Origin of the sequence: Streptomyces sp. NPDC057702, assembly GCF_042799315.1 — a bacterium.
Taxonomy (GTDB): domain Bacteria; phylum Actinomycetota; class Actinomycetes; order Streptomycetales; family Streptomycetaceae; genus Streptomyces.
The window spans coordinates 80,747-98,617 of sequence record NZ_JBHVJC010000031.1 but is presented as its reverse complement, the minus strand read 5'-3'; the positions used below and the strand labels follow the sequence as shown (position 1 = coordinate 98,617).

Genomic DNA, 17,871 nt, shown 5'->3' with positions numbered 1-17,871 from the left:
GCGCGGATGGCGACCGGCAGCGGCACGAGCAGGCCACGGCCCAGCGTGTGGTTGGCCGGTCCGCCCAGCGGCAAGCGGAAGGCCGAGCAGCCCGCGGGCCTGGACCGGGCGAAGATCATCGCGGCGACGGTGCGCCTGCTGGACACCGAGGGCATGGCGCGGTTCTCCATGCGCCGACTCGCGGCCGAACTCGGGGTCACCGCCATGTCCGTCTACTGGTACGTGGCCACCAAGAACGACCTGCTCGAACTCGCCCTCGACGAGGTCAACGCCGAGATGCGGCTCCCGCGGCCGGACGCGGTGGACGAGACCGGCCGCCCCCAGGACTGGCGCGTCCAACTGCGCCAACTCGCCGCCGCGTACCGGCAACTCCTCGTCCAGCACCCGTGGGTCTCGCAGCTGGTCGGCGAGTACCTCAACATCGGCCCGAACGCCCGCGCCTTCGCCGACGCCGCGCAGCGGGTGATCCGGCGCAGCGGGGTGCCCGACGAGGGCATGACGGGCGCGCTGAGCGTGGTCTTCCAGTTCGTGTACGGCTTCGGCACGATCGAGGGCCGCTTCGCGCTGCGCTGCCGGGAGTCGGGCATCAGCCAGGACGACTACTTCTCCCACGTCATGCACACCATCGAGGCCAACCCCGAACTGGAGGAGTCCTTCGGCAACGCCAGCCGCATCATGCGCGCCCGGGGCGGCGCCACCGTCCAGGAGATGCGCGAGCGTGACTTCGCCTTCGGGCTGGAGATGGTGATCGCGGGCCTGGAGGTCATGCGCGAACGGGCCGGCCACCCGGCCGACGCGACGCCCCACGCGTAGCGCCCCGGGCCGGGCGCCACCGGGGCCGGGCTTCCGGGGCGCGGGTGGTGGCGCCGGGCGCGGGTGGTGGCGCCGGGCGCGGGCGCGGCGACCGGCGCCCGCGCCGGGGCGGCTACGCCGGCTGCTGGGGCAGGTCGCCCTGGACGGTCTGGATGTCGAGCTCGACCCGCAGCGTGGTGCCGATGGCGGCGATGCCCGCCGCGACCACCTGGTTGTAGTGCATCGCGAAGTCCTCGCGGCGCAGTTCGGCCGTGGCCCGGTACGCGGCGCGCACCCCGCCCCACGGGTCCTGACCGGTGCCCAGGTACGTCAGGTCGAGGTCCACCTCGCGCGCCACGCCGCGCATCGTCAGTTCGCCGTGCACCGTCCACCGGTCGGAGCCCACCGGCGTGAGCCCCGTGCTGGCGTAGGTGATGCGGGGGAAGTGCTCCACGTCGAGGAAGTCCGCCGAGCGCAGATGTCCGTCACGCATGTCGTTCCCGCTGTCGATGCTGGCCGCCTCGATGACGGCCGACACGCGCGAGGCCGCCAGGTCCTCCGCTATCTCCACCCGCCCGGCGAAGCCCAGGAAGCGGCCCCGGATGCTGGAGATGCCCAGGTGCTGGGCGACGGCCGTGACCGACGAGTGCACCGGGTCGAGCGACCAGGTGCCCGGCGGTGGCAGCTCGACCCCGCCCTGCCGGGCCAGGACGAGCGTGCCGACCTCGGCCTGCCCGGTGGCCGTGACCAGGGCGGTGGCGGCGGCCGGCGCGTACCCGGCGGCGGTGGCGACCACCGTGTACGGGCCGGGCGGCAGCGGCTCGCCCGTGCGCACCGCGCCCTCCTCGTCCGCCGTGGCCCGCGCCACCTGGCGGCCCGTCATGTCGGTGACGGTCAGCACGGCGTGCCGGAGCGCCCAGCCGTCCCGCGTCCGCACCCGGGCGCGCAGCCCGCCCCGGGCGCCCGCGCCGTCGGCCGGCCCGCCGGCGCCGACCGGCTGGCCGTGCCCGGCCCGTGGCGGCGCGCCGGCCGTGCCCTCGCCCTGGTCCGAGACCTCGCCCGCGTCCGGCCGGTCCCGGTCCGCTCCCATGGTCGTCATGCCGTTCCCGCTCCCGAGTTGCGGCACCGCCACGGGTGCCGGATCGATCGTTGTCGCGGGCGGCCGGCGGCCATCCCGCCGGCGCGCCCGGGTCGGAGTGCGGTCGCGGCGACGGCGAGCAGGCCGTCCCCTGCCTGAGCGCTCGCCGCCGCCGCGACCCTGGGCCCACTCCGGGCCCCGGGGCCTACCGCGGGCCCCGTTCCGACCCCGGGCGCCCGCTTCGGACCCCGTGGGTACGGGGCCCGTTCGCTCAGCGGGCGCTCGGGGCCGGCGCTGTGTCAGCGACCGCGCGGGTCGCCGTCGCCCGGCCCGTCCGGGTGGACGAGGGTGACGTCGTGGCCCTCCACGCCGGGCCCGAACACCGGCAGCGGGCTGGCCACGGCCGGGTAGCCGCTGGCGATGACCGTGTAGTCACCGGCGTCCAGGTCGGTGAAGGCGTACGCGCCGTCCTCGCCCGTGGTGGTCGCGGCCACCACCTGGCCGGCCGCGTCGACGAGCGTGACCCGCGCGTCCGCCAGCGGCCTGCCCTCGGCGCCGGCCCGCACGGTGCCCTGCACGCGGGCGCCCGAGCGCAGCTCGACCTCGATCCGGGTCGCGCCCTGGCCGCCGATGGCCACCGGCAGCGCGGCGGGGCGGTAGCCGAGCGCGTTGACCGCCAGCGTGAAGCTGCCCGGGGCCAGTTCGGTGAAGGCGAACTCGCCCTGCGGGCCGGTCGCCCCGCTGGCCAGCACCTCGCCGCTGGCGTCGGCGACCACGACCATGGCCGCCGCCACCGGCAGCCCGTCGGCCGCGCCGCGTACCGCGCCGGTCAGTCCGCTCACGCCGGCCAGCGGCACGTCGTGGGCGAGCGGCTGCTGCCCGACGACGACGGTGGCCGCGTGCGGCTGGTGCCCGTCGGCTGCGGCGATGAGTACGTACGCGCCCGCGCCCGGCGCCCGCAGCGCGTACGCGCCGTCGCGCCCGGCGACCGCGCGGGCGAGCTGGTGCCCGCCCTGGGAGATGAGGGTGACGGCGGCCCCGGGGACTCCGGTGCCGTCGCCGCCGCGTATCCGACCGTGGATCGGTACGCCGTCGGCCGGGCCGTCCTGGCCGACCGCGAGGGCGGAGGTGGGGTGGCCCCGGTGTCCGTTCGGGTGGCCGGCCGCCAGCGCGTCGGCGGGCTCACCCCCGTGCTCGCCCGCCGCCGCGCGTCCCTCGCTCGCCGCCCGCGCGACGGCCTGCCGGTCCTCGGCCACGGCCGCCGGCTGCGGCACGCCGGCCGCGCCGAGCGCGACCGCCGTCTCGTCGGGCCCCGGCGCCACCGGCTCGCCAGCGGCGAGGCCGCCCGGGCCCGGTGCGTCCTCGGCCGTCGCGCCGGCCGCGCCGACCGTCGCGAGCACCCGGGTGCCCGCGTCGGCCTCGACGCCGTCGCTCGCCTGCTCGGCCACTGGGGTCTTGGCCAGCGTGGTCGGGGCCGTGTCGCCGGGGGTCGCGTCGGCCGGCGCGGGCTGGGCCGCCTCGGCGCCGTGGCCGGCGACCTTGGTCTGGAGCGCGACCTCCTTGATGAACAGCGTCACCAGGAAGGCCAGCAGGGCGGCCGGCGCGGCGTACAGGAAGATGTCGCCCACGCCGTGCCCGTACGCGCTCTCGATGACGGTGCGCACCGGCGGCGGCAGCTCGTCCAGCTTGGGGATGCCGCCCCCGCCGCCCCCGCTGGGCGGCACCTGACCACCCTGCTCGGCCAGCTCGCGGAAGCCGTCGCGGGAGTACTGCGTGACCCGGTGCGCGAGGACCGCGCCGAGCGCGGAGACGCCGACCGCGCCACCCAGCGAACGGAAGAAGGTGACGACCGAGCTCGCGGCGCCCAGATCGCTCGGAGCGACCTGGTTCTGCGTGCACAGCACCAGGTTCTGCATCATCATGCCGATGCCCAGGCCCATCAGGACCATGTAGACCGCCATGTGCCAGTACGGGGTGTCGTACCGCAGCGAGCCCAGCAGCGCCATGCCGGCGGTCAGCAGCACACCACCGCTGACCAGCCACGCCTTCCAGCGGCCGTTCTTGGTGATGATCTGGCCCGAGACGGTCGACGACACGAACAGGCCCATGATCATCGGTATGGTCATGACGCCGGACATGGTGGGCGACTCGCCCCGCGCGAGCTGGAAGTACTGGCTGAAGAAGACCGTGCCGGCGAACATCGCGATGCCGACGAAGAGGCTGGCCACCGAGGCCAGGGTGATCGTCGGGTTGCGGAAGAGCCGCAGCGGGATGATCGGCTCCGCCGCCCGCGACTCGATCAGCACGAAGACCAGCCCGAGCATGATCGATCCGCCGACCATGACGTAGCTCTGCCAGGACACCCAGTCGTAGTTGTCCCCGGCCAGCGTGACCCAGACCAGCAGCAGCGACACGGCGGCGCTGATGAAGAACGCGCCGGCCCAGTCCACCTTCACGTCGCGCTTGACCACCGGCAGGCTCAGCGTCTTCTGCAGCACGACCAGCGCGACGATCGCGAACGGTACGCCGACGTAGAAGCACCAGCGCCAGCCGAGCCAGCTCGTGTCGGTGATGACGCCGCCCAGCAGCGGGCCGCCGACGGTGGCGACCGCGAAGGTCGCGCCGAGGTAGCCGCTGTACCGGCCGCGCTCGCGCGGCGAGATCATCGCGGCCATCACGATCTGCGCGAGCGCGGTGAGCCCGCCCACGCCGATGCCCTGGACGACACGGCACGCGATCAGCATGGACGTGTTCTGCGACAGGCCGGCCACCACCGACCCGGCCATGTAGATCACCAGGGACAGCTGGACCAGCAGCTTCTTGCTGAACAGGTCGGCGAGCTTGCCCCACAGCGGGGTGGAGGCGGTCATCGCGAGCAGCGCCGCGGTGACGACCCAGGTGTACGAGCTCTGGCTGCCGCCCAGATCGCTGATGATCTGCGGCAGCGCGTTGGTGACGATCGTGGACGACAGGATCGCGACGAACATGCCGAGCAGCAGCCCGGACAGCGCCTCCATGATCTGCCGGTGGGTCATGGGCTCAGCGGGGGAGGCGTGGGAAGCGCCGGCGGCGTGCTTCGCACCCACGGAGGGCTCCGCGTCTCCTCGCACACCGGGTGGTGTGGTCGTTGCCATTGAGTTCCTTCTCGCCTATCGCTTCGCGGGTGTACGGGTGATGTCGTGGTCCGCCGACGGGGGCGGCTGCGCCGGGGCCGACGCGGCGGCCTCCGGCGCGCGGGCGGGAGCCGGCCGGGCGGCCGGGCCCGGGTCGGGGTGCGGGTCCGGGGGCCCGGGGGCGCGTGGGGTGGCGGCCGTGGCCGGCGCGGGGCGGGCCCGGCAGTCGCCGAAGCTGCCCCGCAACCGCGCGAGCAGCGCGTTCAGCTGCCCCAGGTCCGCGTCCGACCAGTCGCTCAGGTACTGCGCGAGGACCTCGGTGTACCGGTCGGCCACCTCGTCCAGCAGGGCCCTGCCGCGCTCGTTGATCCGCAACAGCCGCGAGCGCTTGTCCTGCGGGTCGGGCTGCCGGTCGATCCAGCCACGGTCGGCGACGTGCGCCGCGTGCCGGCTGGTCACGGACATGTCGATGGACAGCAGCTCGGCGAGTTTGCTCATGCGCATCTCGCCGTGCCGGTTCAGGACCATCAGCACGATGGCCGACGCCGGCGGGCAGTCCGCGGGCAGGGCGCGGCCGAGGTCGCGCTGGATGGCCGCGGTGGCCGACAGCTGTCGGGCCAACTCGCGGTACTGCTCCCGCGTCGCCATCGGTGCTCCTTCCGTCACATGGTGGTCTCGTGCCCTGGCCGCCGCGCGGCCCGTGGGCCCCGGGGCGGCCCGTGGGCCCCGGCGTACGCCGTCCGTCGCGCCCGGGGCGGCGGCGCGGGACCGGGCCGGCGCGGCCCCTCCCCACGCCGTCTCGCGCGGCGGCGGCCGGCCCCGGCCCGGGGGCGGATGTCCGGTTGTCCTGGTGTCGCGTGGCCACGGTGGCCGCGGCCGTGGTCGTGGCGTTCGCCCGACCGGGTGGACGCCCCGCCCCGTACCGCCCGGACGGTACGGCTGGCGCCCCGTGGGGAGCGGGCCCGGCACGGCCCGCCCCGGCCCCGGTGGGCTCGGGTCGGTGAGTGGGTCCGCCACGGCCGACCCGGGGCGGGTGCTGCCGGGCCCGGGCGTGGCCACCGGCCCCCGGTAGCGCCCTTCGGCTCGACGGCCCGGTGGACGGTCGCTGGCGGCGAGCTCGTCGGGTCCGGTGATCAAGTTGCTTAAGGCAACCATAAGGAAGTTAGTTGCTACAGGCAAATGAAATCGGGGGTCGCGGAGTAAACACCCGACAAAGGCTGTGCCGGCCTCCGGTCAAGTCGGGAAAGGGCCCGTCAAACCCCCTGGAAACCCCGGGGGTGTGCGCGATTCCGCGGGTTCGCTAGGGTCTGGCCCCATGGCGAACAACCCTGGCCCCGAGGGCAACCACGACCCGGCTGGCAGCACCCAGATGTTCCGCGCCTTCGTCGACGACGGCACCCAGCAGCGGCCTCAGCCCGCCGCCGGGCCCACCTCGTCCGGCCCACGCCTCGGCGTGATCATCGGCGTGGTCGTCGCGGTGGCGGTCGTCGCCGCGGTCGCCTGGCTCGCCCTCGCCTGATCCACCGCGCTCGACCGCCCCGTACGCCCCCTCCGGCAGCCCGCCACCGCCCGCGCCCCGCGCGCGGCTCCTCGACGGGCTGCCGGACCGTTTCTCCGGGCGAAGTGGGGCGGAGCGGGCGGCGGGCGTGGGGGCGGGTCGCGCGGGGCCGCGCTTCGGCGGAGGGGCGGCTACCGGCGGCCGGCGTTCCGGTGTCGGCTCACCAGTCCCGGGGCGCGATCAGCTCCTCCACGTCCACGTCGGCGAAGCCGTACGCCGTCGCGATGAACCAGAAGTCCTCGGCTATCGCGTCGCGCGCGGCCGTCTCGATCTCGCTGCCGGCTTCCTCGAAGTCCTCCTCCAGCGCGTTGAACTCCTCCGTCGCCGGGTGCGTGAGTGCGTGCAGCGCCGGCAGGTCGGCCGGCCGCTCGGCCTCGATCCGCTCGCAGAGCCGCCGCAACACGGCCACGCCCTTGTCGACGACGTGCGGGGGGAAGTACGGGTCCGCGTACATCTCGGACAGAAACGCGTACTGAACTACCCGCTGGTTGGTGATCGCCATGATGAGCCCGTCGCCGGAGGAGAACTGACGCGCCGATCATGCACCGGGCCACTGACAACGCCCCGCGCGTCCGCCCCGCCCCGGCCGCCCCCTCCCGGGCCCGGGTGATGTCCGGGCGGGTGGGGTCGGTGGGGCGGGGTGCGAGCCGGGGTCAGTCGGCGATGAGGCCCTCGCGGAGCTGCGCGAGCGTGCGCGTCAGCAGCCGGGAGACGTGCATCTGGGAGATGCCCACCTCTTCGCCGATTTGCGACTGCGTCATGTTGCCGAAGAAGCGGAGCATGATGATCTGACGCTCGCGCGGCGGCAGTTGCGCGAGGAGCGGCTTGAGCGACTCGCGGTACTCCACGCCCTCCAGCGCGCTGTCCTCGTACCCCAGCCGGTCGGCCAGCGAGCCGTCCGAGCCGTCGTCCTCGGGGGAGGGCGAGTCGAGGGAGCTGGCGGTGTACGCGTTGCCGACGGCGAGGCCGTCGACCACGTCCTCCTCGGAGACGCCGAGGCACGTGGCGAGTTCGGGGACGGTGGGCGAGCGGTCGAGCTTCTGCGACAGCTCGTCGCTGGCCTTGGTGAGGGCCAGTCGCAGCTCCTGGAGGCGGCGCGGGACGCGCACCGACCAACTGGTGTCACGGAAGAACCGCTTGATCTCGCCGACGACCGTGGGCATCGCGAACGTGGGGAACTCCACGCCGCGTTCGCAGTCGAACCGGTCGATCGCCTTGATCAGGCCGATGGTGCCGACCTGGACGATGTCCTCCATCGGCTCGTTGCGGCTGCGAAAGCGCGCCGCGGCGTACCGGACCAGGGGGAGGTTCAGCTCGATCAGGGTGTCACGTACGTACGTGCGCTCCGCGCTGTCCTGGTCGAGCGCGGCGAGCCGCAGGAACAGGGAGCGGGAGAGGGTGCGAGTGTCGATGGCGTCGCCGTCGTCGAGCACGCGTGATGCGTCAGTGGTGAGCACCTTCGAGCTGCCCAAATCTACGGACATGCCACCCCCTTTGAGGTCGCGGACGGTCGCGGTAGCGCTCTCGGGTGAAGGCGCAACCTCCCCCTGAATACCGGAAGAGCGGTCGCGTCAAACACCGTTTCTGCAGAATGTCACATGTCGGCAACACGCTGTAGCGCCATGTCGACATTACTGCCTGCGGGCCGATCGTGGGGTCCCCTTGGCGAGTTAAGACTCGATCCGATTTGCGGAACGTAGCCGAGCAAAGCTGCGTGACAGCAGCCGCGAGACGTGCATCTGGGAAACGCCGAGCTCGGCGCTGATCTGCGACTGGGTGAGGTTGCTGTAGTAGCGCAGGAGCAGAATGCGCTGTTCGCGCTCCGGGAGCTGGACGAGCAGATGGCGTACGAGGTCGCGGTGTTCGACCCCGGCCAGGGCGGGGTCCTCGTAGCCGAGGCGGTCGAGGAGGCCGGGCAGCCCGTCACCCTCCTGCGCGGCCTCCAGGGACGTCGCGTGGTACGAGCGGCCGGCCTCGATGCACGCGAGTACCTCGTCCTCGCCGATGCCCAGCCGCTCGGCGATCTCCGCCGTCGTCGGGGAGCGGCCGTGCAGCACCGTCAGGTCCTCGGTCGCGCCGCTGACTTGCACCCACAGCTCGTGCAGCCGGCGCGGCACGTGGACGGTGCGTACGTTGTCCCGGAAGTAACGTTTGATCTCGCCGACGACCGTGGGCATGGCGAACGTCGGGAACTGCACGCCGCGGTGGGGGTCGAAGCGGTCGATGGCGTTGATCAGCCCGATGGTGCCGACCTGGATGACGTCCTCTATCGGTTCGTTGCGGCTGCGAAAGCGGGCCGCCGCGTAGCGCACGAGCGGCAGGTTCGCCTCGATCAGCGCGGTCCGTACCCGGGTGTGCTCGGTGCTCCCCGGCTCCAGCCCGGACAGCTCGCCGAACAGCACCTGCGTCAGCGCCCGCGCGTCCGCGCTGCGCCGCTCGCGCGCGGTGACCCCGGTTTCGCCACCGGCCTCCGGATCGCTGCCCCCGGCGCCGCCGTCCGGCGCGGGTGCGGGCGCGGGCGGGCTGATGGGCGCCGCGTGGGGTTCGGTGGTCGGGGGTGGGGGCTCGGCGGGGGGCCGGATCGTTTCGGCGCGGCGCGGCGTGCTGGCGCCCGGGAGGGCCTGGGGGTCACCCCGGGTGGGCCCCGTGCCGTCCCGTGGGGGGTGGACGGCGCCGGCCCCGGTCTCGCCGGTGCCCGGCCCCTGGTCGGCGTCCACCGGGCCCGCCTGGCGCGCCGGGCCGGTCGTGGTCGGTGGCCGTGCCGCGCCGTGGGCGTGCTCCGGACCCGCCGGCTCCCTCGGGGCGTCCGCGTACGCCGGGTCCGCGCTGTCCGGTGGGTCCGGGGTGCTCGCCGCGCTCGGTTCGGGCTCCGGGGTCGGGGTGGGGGGCGCGGGGGGCGTCCGGGCGGCCGTGGGGGCGTCGGGCGGGGCGGCGTCGGGGTGCTGGGGCGGGGGTGCGGGGGCCGGGTCGGCGGTGTCGGGGGCGGCGGGGTTCGGGTCCGCCGCGCGATCGGCCCGTTCCGCGCGCTCGCCGGTGCCGCCCTGGGATGGGGCTTTGGGTGCAGTACGGGCCGTCACGGTCACGCCACCCTTCAGGTCGTCCCACTCCAAGCATCCGGCAAAAGCGGTCATAGCATCACAAGACATGTCCGCTGTGTGCAAGCACCGCATAGCTCCGTGTTGATGGGACAGTTGACGGGCGAGTTGACGCGCGTAGGTGGCCGTGGCCGGCCCGATCCTGGTGCCCCGTACGGCCGACAGCCCCCCGCCGCGTGGCGAGGGGCTGTCGGTGTGGTGCGTGGAGCGGGTCAGAACTCGTAGTCGGCGATCACCCAGGTGGCGAACTCCCGCCACCGGGCGGCGGCGGCCTGGTGGGCCGGGTGTTCGAGGTAGCGGGTGAGCGCGTCCCGGTCGGCGACGGCCGAGTTGACGGCGTAGTCGTACGCGATGGGACGGTCGGTGATGTTCCAGGCGCTCTCCCAGAACGTCAACTCGGGGACGACCCCGTCCAGCTCCTGGAGCGCCTTCGCGGCGGCGATCACGCGCTCCTCGTCGCGCGAGACGCCCTCGTTCAGCTTGAAAAGGACCAGATGACGGATCACGGGGCTGCCCTTCGCGCAGATGCCGGGGGTGACGGTGACACGGGTGACGGGGGCGGTCCGGCGGGCGGCCGGACCGGCGCCCCACCGGTCACTTGACCAGCTCGGTCATGAAGTCGCCGATGCCCTTGGCCGCGTCCGAGATGCCCTCGAAGCCTATCTGGACGAGCTCGGCGGCCCGAGCCGGGGAGTTGATGATGGTGTACAGCACGAAGACGACGAGTATGTAGGTCGCGATCTTCCTCGCCTGAGCCATACCGTCCGCCTCCCCTGCGTCTTCTGTGAGCTCGCGTGAGTCTATCCACAGGGGTGGGCCGAACGAGTGACTAGTGCGATCGTTCACGCGCTCTTCAGGGACGTGTGGACGCGGGGGAGGCCGGGCGGCCGGGCCTCCCGCCGGGTCGCGGGCTCCTGTTGACGCGTGTGCGCACCGGCGTGTCGGAGCCGTCGGCCGCCCTCCTCGTCATCGCCCCCTCGCGGCCCCGGACGCCTCCGTACGCGTCGAGCCGTCAGTCGGCAGCGGCCGGCGCGGGGGTGTCGAGGAGTCCGGTCAGACGGGCGCGGGTGTAGGCGGCGATGGTGAACGCGTCAGTGACGGCGCCGACGGCGATCATCTCCCCCAGCGCGGCGTACGAGACGGTCACCATGCGCCGGATGCCCTCGGCGATGTCCCACGTGCCGGCGTACGGCTGGCCGCCGTACGCGCGGATGTCCGCGGTGCCCTCCTCCCGGGGCCCGACATCACGCTCCGCTCCGTTCCGCTCCTCGTGCTGGTTGCCCTGCTCGTGAGCGCGCTCGCGGCTCGTCGTCTCCCCGGACGGTGGGAAAGCGACGGGTGCGGGGTGGGGGAGGCGAGCGGCGAAGAGTTCGACACGGCTCCCGAGCAGCCCAGTGTCGGGGTGGAGGTCGCCGAGTGGGACCAGCTCGGTCGCCCGGGCGCCGATCTCCTCGCGCAGTTCGCGCGCGGCGTTCTCGGCGCCCGTCGAGTCGGCCTCGCCCATGCCGCGCGGGGCCTCCCAGTGCCAGGCCCGAGTGGCGTGCCGGTAATGCTCGACGAGGACGACGCGCCCGGCGGGGGTGAGCGGCAGGATAACCACACCGGGGCCCGCCGCGCGGGGGAGTATCCGCAGGTAGAGGCCGTGCGAGCCGTCGGGGAAGCGCACCGCGTCGCGTACGGCGGTGACGTAGGCGTCCTCGTAGACCACACCGACCGGCTCGTCGGGGGCGGCTCCGGCGCCCCGCCGGGCGGCCTCGACGGCCTCGGGGGTCAACAGTAGGTCGATGCCGTCCGGGCTGTTGACGAACAGGTCGGGGCGCTCGGCGCGCAGCTGGTCGTAGCGGTTCATGGTGCCTTTCGTGGCGGACGGCGTTCCGCCCCTAGTATCCGTCGCGCGGGCGCCTGCCGTCTGGGCTTCAGCCCACCCCGTGTGGCCGGGCGCGCGACGGCCCGCGCCTCGCCACACCGGTACCCGGCCCCCGCGTTGCCCGAGGCGGCCCCGAGCCGTCAGTACTCCAGGTCGTCCCGCATGGTGGTGGAGCCGCTGGCACCCGGATTCGGGGCGACCTCGCGGTAGTCGGGGAGCCGTTCCACCAGGCTCTGGAAACGCTCCCACGCGGCCAGAGTCTCCAGTCGTACGGCAGCGATCTCGCGCGCGAACCTCTGCTCGCGGTGCCCGGCGACCCGGTTGCGCAGGACCAGCCGCACGGAACCGCCGTATACATCGAGCGCGTTGGCGCCCAGCGCGCCGGTCAGCGACCAGGTCTCGTCGCCAGTGACGGCTGTGACGACCGAACCCCCGACGTTGACGACCAGCTCGACCACCGGGGCCCAGGGTGTGGAGCGGGCGCCGCGCCGGGCCGCCGCCAGGTGGACGATCTTCCGGTTGAGCGCGACGTAACGGTCGAAGACGAGTCCCACGCGGTCGTTGAAGGTGGCCGGGTCCGCGAGGAGGCCGTCGAACGCGGTGACGTAGGCGTTCCACGCGCCGGTCTCCCGCAGGGTGGCGATGTCGCTGAGTTCGAGGGTGTCGAGCTCGGCCGGCGTGAGGCCGTCCTGCACCGTGCTGAACGCCTGCCGCCGGAGAAAGCGCAGCAGTTCGGAGAGTTCGTCCGGGTCCTCGACGACCCGGCCCGCCCCCGAGGAGGAGGCGGCACCCCGCAGGTCACGCCACTCCTGGAGCGCGAGGCGTTGCAAGCTGCCGCCCGGCGTCAGCGGATACATGTTCAGGGCGTCGGCGAGGTTGACGTTGTAGATCAGGTCGAGCAGTTGCTTGATCTCCCCAGCGAACGGCTTGTCTCGGTCGTACCGGCCTTCCGACACCGGCCGGCCCGGTACCGAGACGAATTGCTCGTACAGGACGTTGCGGGTGACCGGGCGCCCCTCGACGCTGAGCTGGTTGCTGTGGTCCACGACCTGGCCGATGCGGTGGGCGAAGGCGGGCAGCCGCTCGGCCGGCACGCCGAGCTGCTGGGCCAGCAGCGGGAGATCCTTGGCCGTCAGAGCCTGCACCCGGGCAGCGAAGGGGAGGAAGAGGGCGTTCCGGGTGTCCAGCCGGTTCTGCTCGTCGTCCCAGGACATTCGCAGGCAGGTCATGCGGGCCGTGGCGGGCAGCGTCGCCGTGGTCTCCTGCCAGGCGGTGAAGGCTGTCTCGTCCAGGTCGACGTTGGCCGGCCGGTCGGTCGGCTCCCGTTCGTGTAGGAGGAAGGGGACCAGGGACCCGTCGGCCAGGAGTTTCTGGTGGGCCCGGCGGGCGTCGTCGTCGTACAAGTAATCGCGGCTGACGGCGGTGTTGTTATAGAAATAGGTGCGGTTGGCCACGACCTGCCGGGTGTTGATGAGGCTCCGGAAGTACTCGGCCCGCACCTCCTTGCCGCGTAGGTCGTCGACTTCGCTCAGCGACCGGCCGCGGGCGACCATCTCCCGGGTTAGTTCCGCGTTGACCCACTGGTTGTCCAGCGACTGCGCGATGACCGCGCCCTTCCTCAGACCGCTCGGCCGCACTCTGGCCACCTGCTCGTCGTGCTGTCGTGCCATGACTCCCCCTCGTCCCCGCAGATGTCGCGGAGCTCCCGCTCGGCCGCCGGCCGCCTCGTTCACCGTGGCGCGATGGCGTCGAGGGAAGTCGGCGCGGCGCACCCCGGGTCGGCTTCCCTCGGCGGCAGGCGCGTCCAGGCGCGGCCGTACGGGGCCCGGGCCCGGACGGGTCGCGCTGGTTCCCGCCGCGCGCGTAGGGGCGTGACTGGTCGCGGCGCGCCCCCACGCGCACCTCTGTTCCGCTGGTGACGGACGTACGGACCCGCCTGGCCCGGATGCGGGCGCCCGCGTGGCCCCGTTGTTTCGCGACCCCTCACGCTAGCGCTCGCTCGCGTCCAAGAGGGGGTGAATCGTGGGTAGTTGGCCGAATTCGCGGGGTGCGGGCGTCGACCCGCACGGAGGCTGGGCGCCAGGGCCGCCGGATCGCCCGGTGCAGACCACCGCATGTCTTGCGCTCTTCGGCCAAGTGCAAGCGCCGCAGAGCGAGTTGATGCCCCCATCGGCTGTCCGTCCGACCGCCCACCCCGTAGGGTCGTACGCGCCGCCCGTCCGGCTGGGGAGCGGGGTGGCTGGGGCCCGGACCGGGCCCGGTTCGGGGGTCGGTGTCGTGGCCGCGTGCGCGGTCGGGCGGGGCCGGCCGGGGATACGAACGGCAGCGACGTCGTGGGGGGAGCGCCATGGTGTGGGACGAGCGGGACGCGACCGGTAGAGGCGAGGGCGGGGGCGCCGGGGAGCCGCCGCCTCCCACCCCGCCGCCGCCCCCGCCCGGCTTCGGCCCCGCCCCGCCGCCCCACCCGTACGACACCCCGCCGCCCCCGCCGCCCGCGTACGGGGCGACGCCGGGCCGACCCGCCGTCCCACCGGGGCAGCCCGCGACCCCGCCGGCCGGGGCCGCCGCGCCCCCGCCGCCCGACGCGGGTGCGCTGGGCTCGCCGGATGGGGTGCCGCCGAGCGCCGGTTCGCCCGGGGCCGCGCCCGAGGCGGCCGGGCCCGTCGGCCCGCACGCCGCGTACCCGCCCGCGCCCTCCGACACGGTGTCGCTCTCGGCGGCGGAGCCGCCCTCCGACGCGGTGGCGCCCGCGCCCGTCGCGGCGCCGGAGGGGGGCGTGTCGCCGCCCACGCTGCGACTGGGCGCGCTGCCGCCGATGCCGCACGGCGCGCCGCCGGCGCCGGCCGGGCCGCCCGTTCCGGCGCGGGCCGTGGCCGTGGGGCTGCTCAACCTCAGCGGGCTCGGCGTGGGCTACGCCCTGACGCGCCTGTGGTGGGCGGTGGCCCTGTGCTGGCTGGCCACGGCCGGCCTGCTGGTCGTCGCCCTGCCCGCCGAGCCGGACGGGGTGGCCGGCGGTGTCGTCGCCGGATACCTGGTCCTGCTGGTGGGGGCCGCGGCGCACGGCGCCTACGTCGGGCTGCGCCGGCCGCTGGTGTGGCCGCCGCGCGCCGCGGTGGCCGTGGTGCTCGGGGTGGCGTTGCTGGCCGCGCCGGGCGGCGGCTACCTCGCGTACGACAGCGCGCGCGACGAGGCCACCGAGGAGATGCTGCTGGATCGCCTCGCGGAGGTCGACGAGCTGGTGAGCGCGCGGTCCGGGCAGCCGTTCGACGCGGCCGAGGCCGACTACCGGCGGGCCCTGGACGGCTACGCCGCCCTCGCCGACGACCACCCCGGCTCGCGGGCCGCGAAGCGGGTGCCGGAGCGGATGAGGACGTACTACGAGAGCGTGGGGGCGACGTACGGCGACAAGGACTACTGCGCGGCCATCACGCCCCTCACGTTCCTGCGCACGGTGCCGAAGCGCATCGACGAGAAGCATCTCGGAAAGCTGGTGAACTGGCCCGACGGCCGGCTGGCGACCTCGCTGTACGAGTGCGGGGTGGGCGGGCTCGGCACGGCGGGCTCGGCCGGCGACGGCAAGGACCAGCACCTGGGCACCCTGCTCGCCGACTTCCCCGACTCCGCGCAGGCGGCCAGGGTGGAGCCGGCGGTGAGCGCCGCGATCAGCACGGCGGGGGACGGGGTCAAGGGGCCCGCGCCGTGCGCCGCGACCGACCGGCTGCGCGTGCTCCGCACCCAGGCCGCCACGCTGGCCAAGGCGGGTGGCGCCGCGTCGGCCGCGCTGACCAGGGACGTCGGCACAGCGGGCGGGCACGTGCGCGCGGGCACGTACGCGTGTGGTCTCGACCAGTACGACGACGGCCAGTTCGCTCAGGCCATCACCACGATGAACGGCTTCGCCCGCACCTACCCCGACGACCGGAACCGGCCGCTGGCCCAGAAAGTCGTCATCGCCGCGGAGGTCGCCAAGAAGCTGCCCGCCGCGGGCAAGCGGCGGCCCACGACGGACAGCGGCGGCAGCGTGACCGTCACGGTCAAGAACGACAGCCCCAACGCGGTCGAGATCCTCTACACCGGCCCGGTCACCGGCAAGTTCGACCTCGCCGCGTGCGCCGGCTGCACCACGTACGCCAGCCGTGAGCAGGCGCGCGGCAAGGCGTGCGAGAGCGGCCGAAGCTATCCGCAGCGCACCCTGACCCTGCCGGTCGGCACCACCTACTTCCTGCACAAGTCCAAGGGCACCGGCAACGACGCCGGCGCGGCCACGGCCCGTATCGAGCCCGGCTACACCTACACCGAGTGCGCCTACGTCGTGAGCCCCTTCGGTATCGGCCCGGCCACCTGACGCGGCCGGGTCGGCGCCCCCGGGCACCGACCCGGGACGCCGGTCGGGGGCGAACGACCCGGTACGGCGGCCCCGTACGACGGCCGGGCGGGGCGCGTCCCCGCCCGGCCGTCGCCGTGTCCGGGCAGGCCAGCCACCCCGCGCCGGGCCGTGTGGCGCAGATCACGTGAACTCGGCGGCCGGGGTGGACAGTTCAGGGTGTGGAGCATTCATTACGGGAGCGGGTGCGGGCCGGGGAGCCGGACGCGTTCAGGAGGCTGTTCGACGACCACGCGGCGGCGGTCCACCGGCACGCCGTGCGGCTCACCGGCGACTGGGCCACGGCCGAGGACGTCGTGTCGCTGACGTACCTGGAGGCGTGGCGACTGCGCGAGCGGGTGCTGCCCGACGGGGACGACAACCTCCACCCGTGGCTGCTCGGCATCGCCACCAACGTGCTGCGCAACACCACGCGGGCCGCGCGCCGGCACCGTAGCGCCCTCGCCCGGCTCCCGGTGAGCGGCGCCGTGCCCGACTTCGCCGACGAGGTGGCGCAGCGGATGGTGGACGGCGAGGAACTGGCCGCCGCCCGTCGCGCGTTGGCCGGGCTGCGCCGCCTGGAGCGCGAGGTGGTCACGCTGTGCGTGTGGGAGGGCCTGGACTCCACGACGGTGGCCGCCGCGCTCGGCGTACCGGTGGGCACGGTGCGTTCGCGGCTCTCGCGCGCCCGGAAGCGGCTGCGCAAGCTCACCGAGGCGGAGTTGCGCAGGAGGCCCCGGGCGGCGGCCGGCGCACCGGAGCCGGGGCGTTGGGACGCGGGCCCGTGCGCGGCCGGATACGGGCCCGGCGCGGCGACAGAGAGGACGTCATGAACGGCTATCCGTGCCAGGAGGACGAGGAGACGGAGCGCGCGGAACTGGCCGCGTTGCTGCCGGCGCCCGGGGTCAGGCCGCTGGGGGCGGGCCGCCACCGGGAGCTGCGGGAGGGGTTCGTACGGGAGATCGAGCGGCGGGCGGCCGAGCGGGCGTCGGACTCGGCCCGCCGGTACTCCTGGCACCGGCTGTCCATCGTGGTGGTGCCGCTCGCGGTGGTGGCCCTGGCCGTGGCCGCCCTGTCCGTGCGCGCCGTCGGCCAGGGCGACTCGCCCCCGGCGGGCCCGACGGACGGCGAGCAGGCGGCGCAGGTGTTGCACCAGGCCGCGGCGGCGCTCGACGGCCGCCCGCCGGTCCCCGTGCGCGCCGATCAGTTCGTGTACGTACGCCACCTGGGGAAGGGGCACGTGCTGGGTTTCGGGCTGCGCGGCTTCGGTCAGCGGGAGGACTGGTTCCCGGCGAACGGCAAGCCGGACGCCCTCATCCGGGTCACGCCGCTGGAGCTGGGGGCCGCCACGCGGCTCGGCCGCTACCCGCCGACGGCCCGGAGCGAGACGGGGGCCAACTCCGCAGTGCCGCCGTGGCGCGCGGACCGGCTGCGCGACCTGCCCACCGACCCGACCGCCCTGCGCGCGTGGCTGTACGAGCGGACCGAGGGCCAGGGGGGTGACCGGGGGCAGGTCGTCTTCGAGCTGATCGCCAGCCTGCTCGACATCGCCGCCCTGGAACCGGACCTGAACGCCGCGCTCTACCGGGTGGCCTCCCGACTGCCGGGGGTTACCGTCACGGAACGGGTCGCGGACGGGGCCGGCCGCCACGGTGTGGGGCTGACCTTCCGGTTCCCCGACACCGAGCCGACGACCTGGGTCTTCGACACCCAGAGCCTGGCCTACCTCGGCACCAAGAACACCGCGCTGCTGGACGTGACCGTGGTCGACCGGCGGGCGCAGGTGCCGCGCGGGCCCACCACGCACCACCGGACGTAGCCAGGGCGCGCGCCGGGGCGACCCGCGGCGCGCTCAGCCCTTCGGGCGCGGCGGCCCGCGCCGCGCCCGAAGCCGGGGCCCGTACGGGCCCCACCGGTACTCCGCGCGACCGGCCACGGGGGTGGCCGACGGCGCGGAGCGACACCCGGTCACCGGCGACCTCCGTGGTGGGGGCCACGGGCCGCG

15 protein-coding genes are annotated in these 17,871 nt (G+C 74.6%); 5 read left to right on the top strand and 10 right to left on the bottom strand.

All coding sequences use genetic code 11. From position 1 onward, the window contains the following. The first annotated feature begins 6 nt into the window (after positions 1-6). Positions 7-813 (top strand): TetR/AcrR family transcriptional regulator, encoded by an 807-nt coding sequence (locus tag ACFVFR_RS23605; protein ID WP_383704868.1) that lies wholly within the window; start codon positions 7-9, stop codon positions 811-813. Between the two features lie 112 nt (positions 814-925). Here the strand turns inward: ACFVFR_RS23605 and ACFVFR_RS23600 are convergent, their stop codons facing one another. The 3 genes from ACFVFR_RS23600 to ACFVFR_RS23590 form a co-directional block, all read right to left on the bottom strand. Further along, positions 926-1,891: a YceI family protein gene (locus ACFVFR_RS23600; protein WP_383704866.1), complete on the bottom strand. Its 966-nt coding sequence runs from the start codon at positions 1,889-1,891 to the stop codon at positions 926-928. Positions 1,892-2,169: 278 nt separating this feature from the next. Then, complete coding sequence (locus ACFVFR_RS23595; protein WP_383704864.1) at positions 2,170-5,004, bottom strand: MFS transporter; 2,835 nt, start codon at positions 5,002-5,004, stop codon at positions 2,170-2,172. 15 nt (positions 5,005-5,019) lie between these two features. Beyond that, positions 5,020-5,631: a MarR family winged helix-turn-helix transcriptional regulator gene (locus ACFVFR_RS23590; protein ID WP_383704862.1), complete on the bottom strand. Its 612-nt coding sequence runs from the start codon at positions 5,629-5,631 to the stop codon at positions 5,020-5,022. Positions 5,632-6,298: 667 nt separating this feature from the next. On the opposite strand from ACFVFR_RS23590, the gene ACFVFR_RS23585 reads away from it, so the two are divergent. Next, positions 6,299-6,502, top strand: coding sequence for a hypothetical protein (locus ACFVFR_RS23585; protein WP_383704860.1), 204 nt, complete (start codon positions 6,299-6,301; stop codon positions 6,500-6,502). 199 nt (positions 6,503-6,701) lie between these two features. Here the strand turns inward: ACFVFR_RS23585 and ACFVFR_RS23580 are convergent, their stop codons facing one another. The 7 genes from ACFVFR_RS23580 to ACFVFR_RS23550 form a co-directional block, all read right to left on the bottom strand. Beyond that, positions 6,702-7,043 (bottom strand): DUF5713 family protein, encoded by a 342-nt coding sequence (locus tag ACFVFR_RS23580; protein ID WP_383704858.1) that lies wholly within the window; start codon positions 7,041-7,043, stop codon positions 6,702-6,704. A gap of 151 nt (positions 7,044-7,194) precedes the next feature. Next, complete coding sequence (locus tag ACFVFR_RS23575; RefSeq protein WP_383704856.1) at positions 7,195-8,025, bottom strand: RNA polymerase sigma factor SigF; 831 nt, start codon at positions 8,023-8,025, stop codon at positions 7,195-7,197. A gap of 186 nt (positions 8,026-8,211) precedes the next feature. Then, positions 8,212-9,069: an RNA polymerase sigma factor SigF gene (locus ACFVFR_RS23570; RefSeq protein ID WP_383704917.1), complete on the bottom strand. Its 858-nt coding sequence runs from the start codon at positions 9,067-9,069 to the stop codon at positions 8,212-8,214. A gap of 779 nt (positions 9,070-9,848) precedes the next feature. Then, on the bottom strand, positions 9,849-10,142 hold the full coding sequence (locus ACFVFR_RS23565) for a Dabb family protein (RefSeq protein WP_383704854.1): 294 nt from the start codon (positions 10,140-10,142) through the stop codon (positions 9,849-9,851). An 88-nt stretch (positions 10,143-10,230) separates the two neighbouring features. After that, positions 10,231-10,395, bottom strand: a complete 165-nt coding sequence (locus ACFVFR_RS23560; RefSeq protein ID WP_176162760.1) for a hypothetical protein — start codon at positions 10,393-10,395, stop codon at positions 10,231-10,233. Between the two features lie 253 nt (positions 10,396-10,648). After that, positions 10,649-11,485, bottom strand: coding sequence for an NUDIX hydrolase (locus tag ACFVFR_RS23555; RefSeq protein ID WP_383704852.1), 837 nt, complete (start codon positions 11,483-11,485; stop codon positions 10,649-10,651). 158 nt (positions 11,486-11,643) lie between these two features. Then, on the bottom strand, positions 11,644-13,173 hold the full coding sequence (locus ACFVFR_RS23550; RefSeq protein WP_383704850.1) for a hypothetical protein: 1,530 nt from the start codon (positions 13,171-13,173) through the stop codon (positions 11,644-11,646). Positions 13,174-13,850: 677 nt separating this feature from the next. On the opposite strand from ACFVFR_RS23550, the gene ACFVFR_RS23545 reads away from it, so the two are divergent. From ACFVFR_RS23545 to ACFVFR_RS23535, 3 genes are all read left to right on the top strand, one after another. Then, entirely contained in the window at positions 13,851-15,848 is a 1,998-nt protein-coding gene (locus tag ACFVFR_RS23545; protein ID WP_383704848.1) for a hypothetical protein, read from the top strand. 200 nt (positions 15,849-16,048) lie between these two features. Then, positions 16,049-16,699 (top strand): RNA polymerase sigma factor, encoded by a 651-nt coding sequence (locus tag ACFVFR_RS23540; RefSeq protein WP_383704846.1) that lies wholly within the window; start codon positions 16,049-16,051, stop codon positions 16,697-16,699. Next, positions 16,696-17,685 (top strand): CU044_5270 family protein, encoded by a 990-nt coding sequence (locus ACFVFR_RS23535; RefSeq protein WP_383704844.1) that lies wholly within the window; start codon positions 16,696-16,698, stop codon positions 17,683-17,685. The genes ACFVFR_RS23540 and ACFVFR_RS23535 overlap by 4 nt, the downstream gene beginning before the upstream one ends. Positions 17,686-17,871 lie beyond the last annotated feature (186 nt).

What these genes read in the sequence shown, in the direction of transcription:
- ACFVFR_RS23545 (WP_383704848.1), top strand. Translation starts at nt 13,851, where the DNA reads ATGGTGTGGGACGAGCGGGACGCGACCGGTAGAGGCGAGGGCGGGGGC.
- ACFVFR_RS23560 (WP_176162760.1), bottom strand. Translation starts at nt 10,395, where the DNA reads ATGGCTCAGGCGAGGAAGATCGCGACCTACATACTCGTCGTCTTCGTG.
- ACFVFR_RS23600 (WP_383704866.1), bottom strand. Translation starts at nt 1,891, where the DNA reads ATGACGACCATGGGAGCGGACCGGGACCGGCCGGACGCGGGCGAGGTC.
- ACFVFR_RS23575 (WP_383704856.1), bottom strand. Translation starts at nt 8,025, where the DNA reads ATGTCCGTAGATTTGGGCAGCTCGAAGGTGCTCACCACTGACGCATCA.
- ACFVFR_RS23580 (WP_383704858.1), bottom strand. Translation starts at nt 7,043, where the DNA reads ATGGCGATCACCAACCAGCGGGTAGTTCAGTACGCGTTTCTGTCCGAG.
- ACFVFR_RS23550 (WP_383704850.1), bottom strand. Translation starts at nt 13,173, where the DNA reads ATGGCACGACAGCACGACGAGCAGGTGGCCAGAGTGCGGCCGAGCGGT.
- ACFVFR_RS23555 (WP_383704852.1), bottom strand. Translation starts at nt 11,485, where the DNA reads ATGAACCGCTACGACCAGCTGCGCGCCGAGCGCCCCGACCTGTTCGTC.
- ACFVFR_RS23595 (WP_383704864.1), bottom strand. Translation starts at nt 5,004, where the DNA reads ATGGCAACGACCACACCACCCGGTGTGCGAGGAGACGCGGAGCCCTCC.
- ACFVFR_RS23605 (WP_383704868.1), top strand. Translation starts at nt 7, where the DNA reads ATGGCGACCGGCAGCGGCACGAGCAGGCCACGGCCCAGCGTGTGGTTG.
- ACFVFR_RS23535 (WP_383704844.1), top strand. Translation starts at nt 16,696, where the DNA reads ATGAACGGCTATCCGTGCCAGGAGGACGAGGAGACGGAGCGCGCGGAA.
- ACFVFR_RS23590 (WP_383704862.1), bottom strand. Translation starts at nt 5,631, where the DNA reads ATGGCGACGCGGGAGCAGTACCGCGAGTTGGCCCGACAGCTGTCGGCC.
- ACFVFR_RS23585 (WP_383704860.1), top strand. Translation starts at nt 6,299, where the DNA reads ATGGCGAACAACCCTGGCCCCGAGGGCAACCACGACCCGGCTGGCAGC.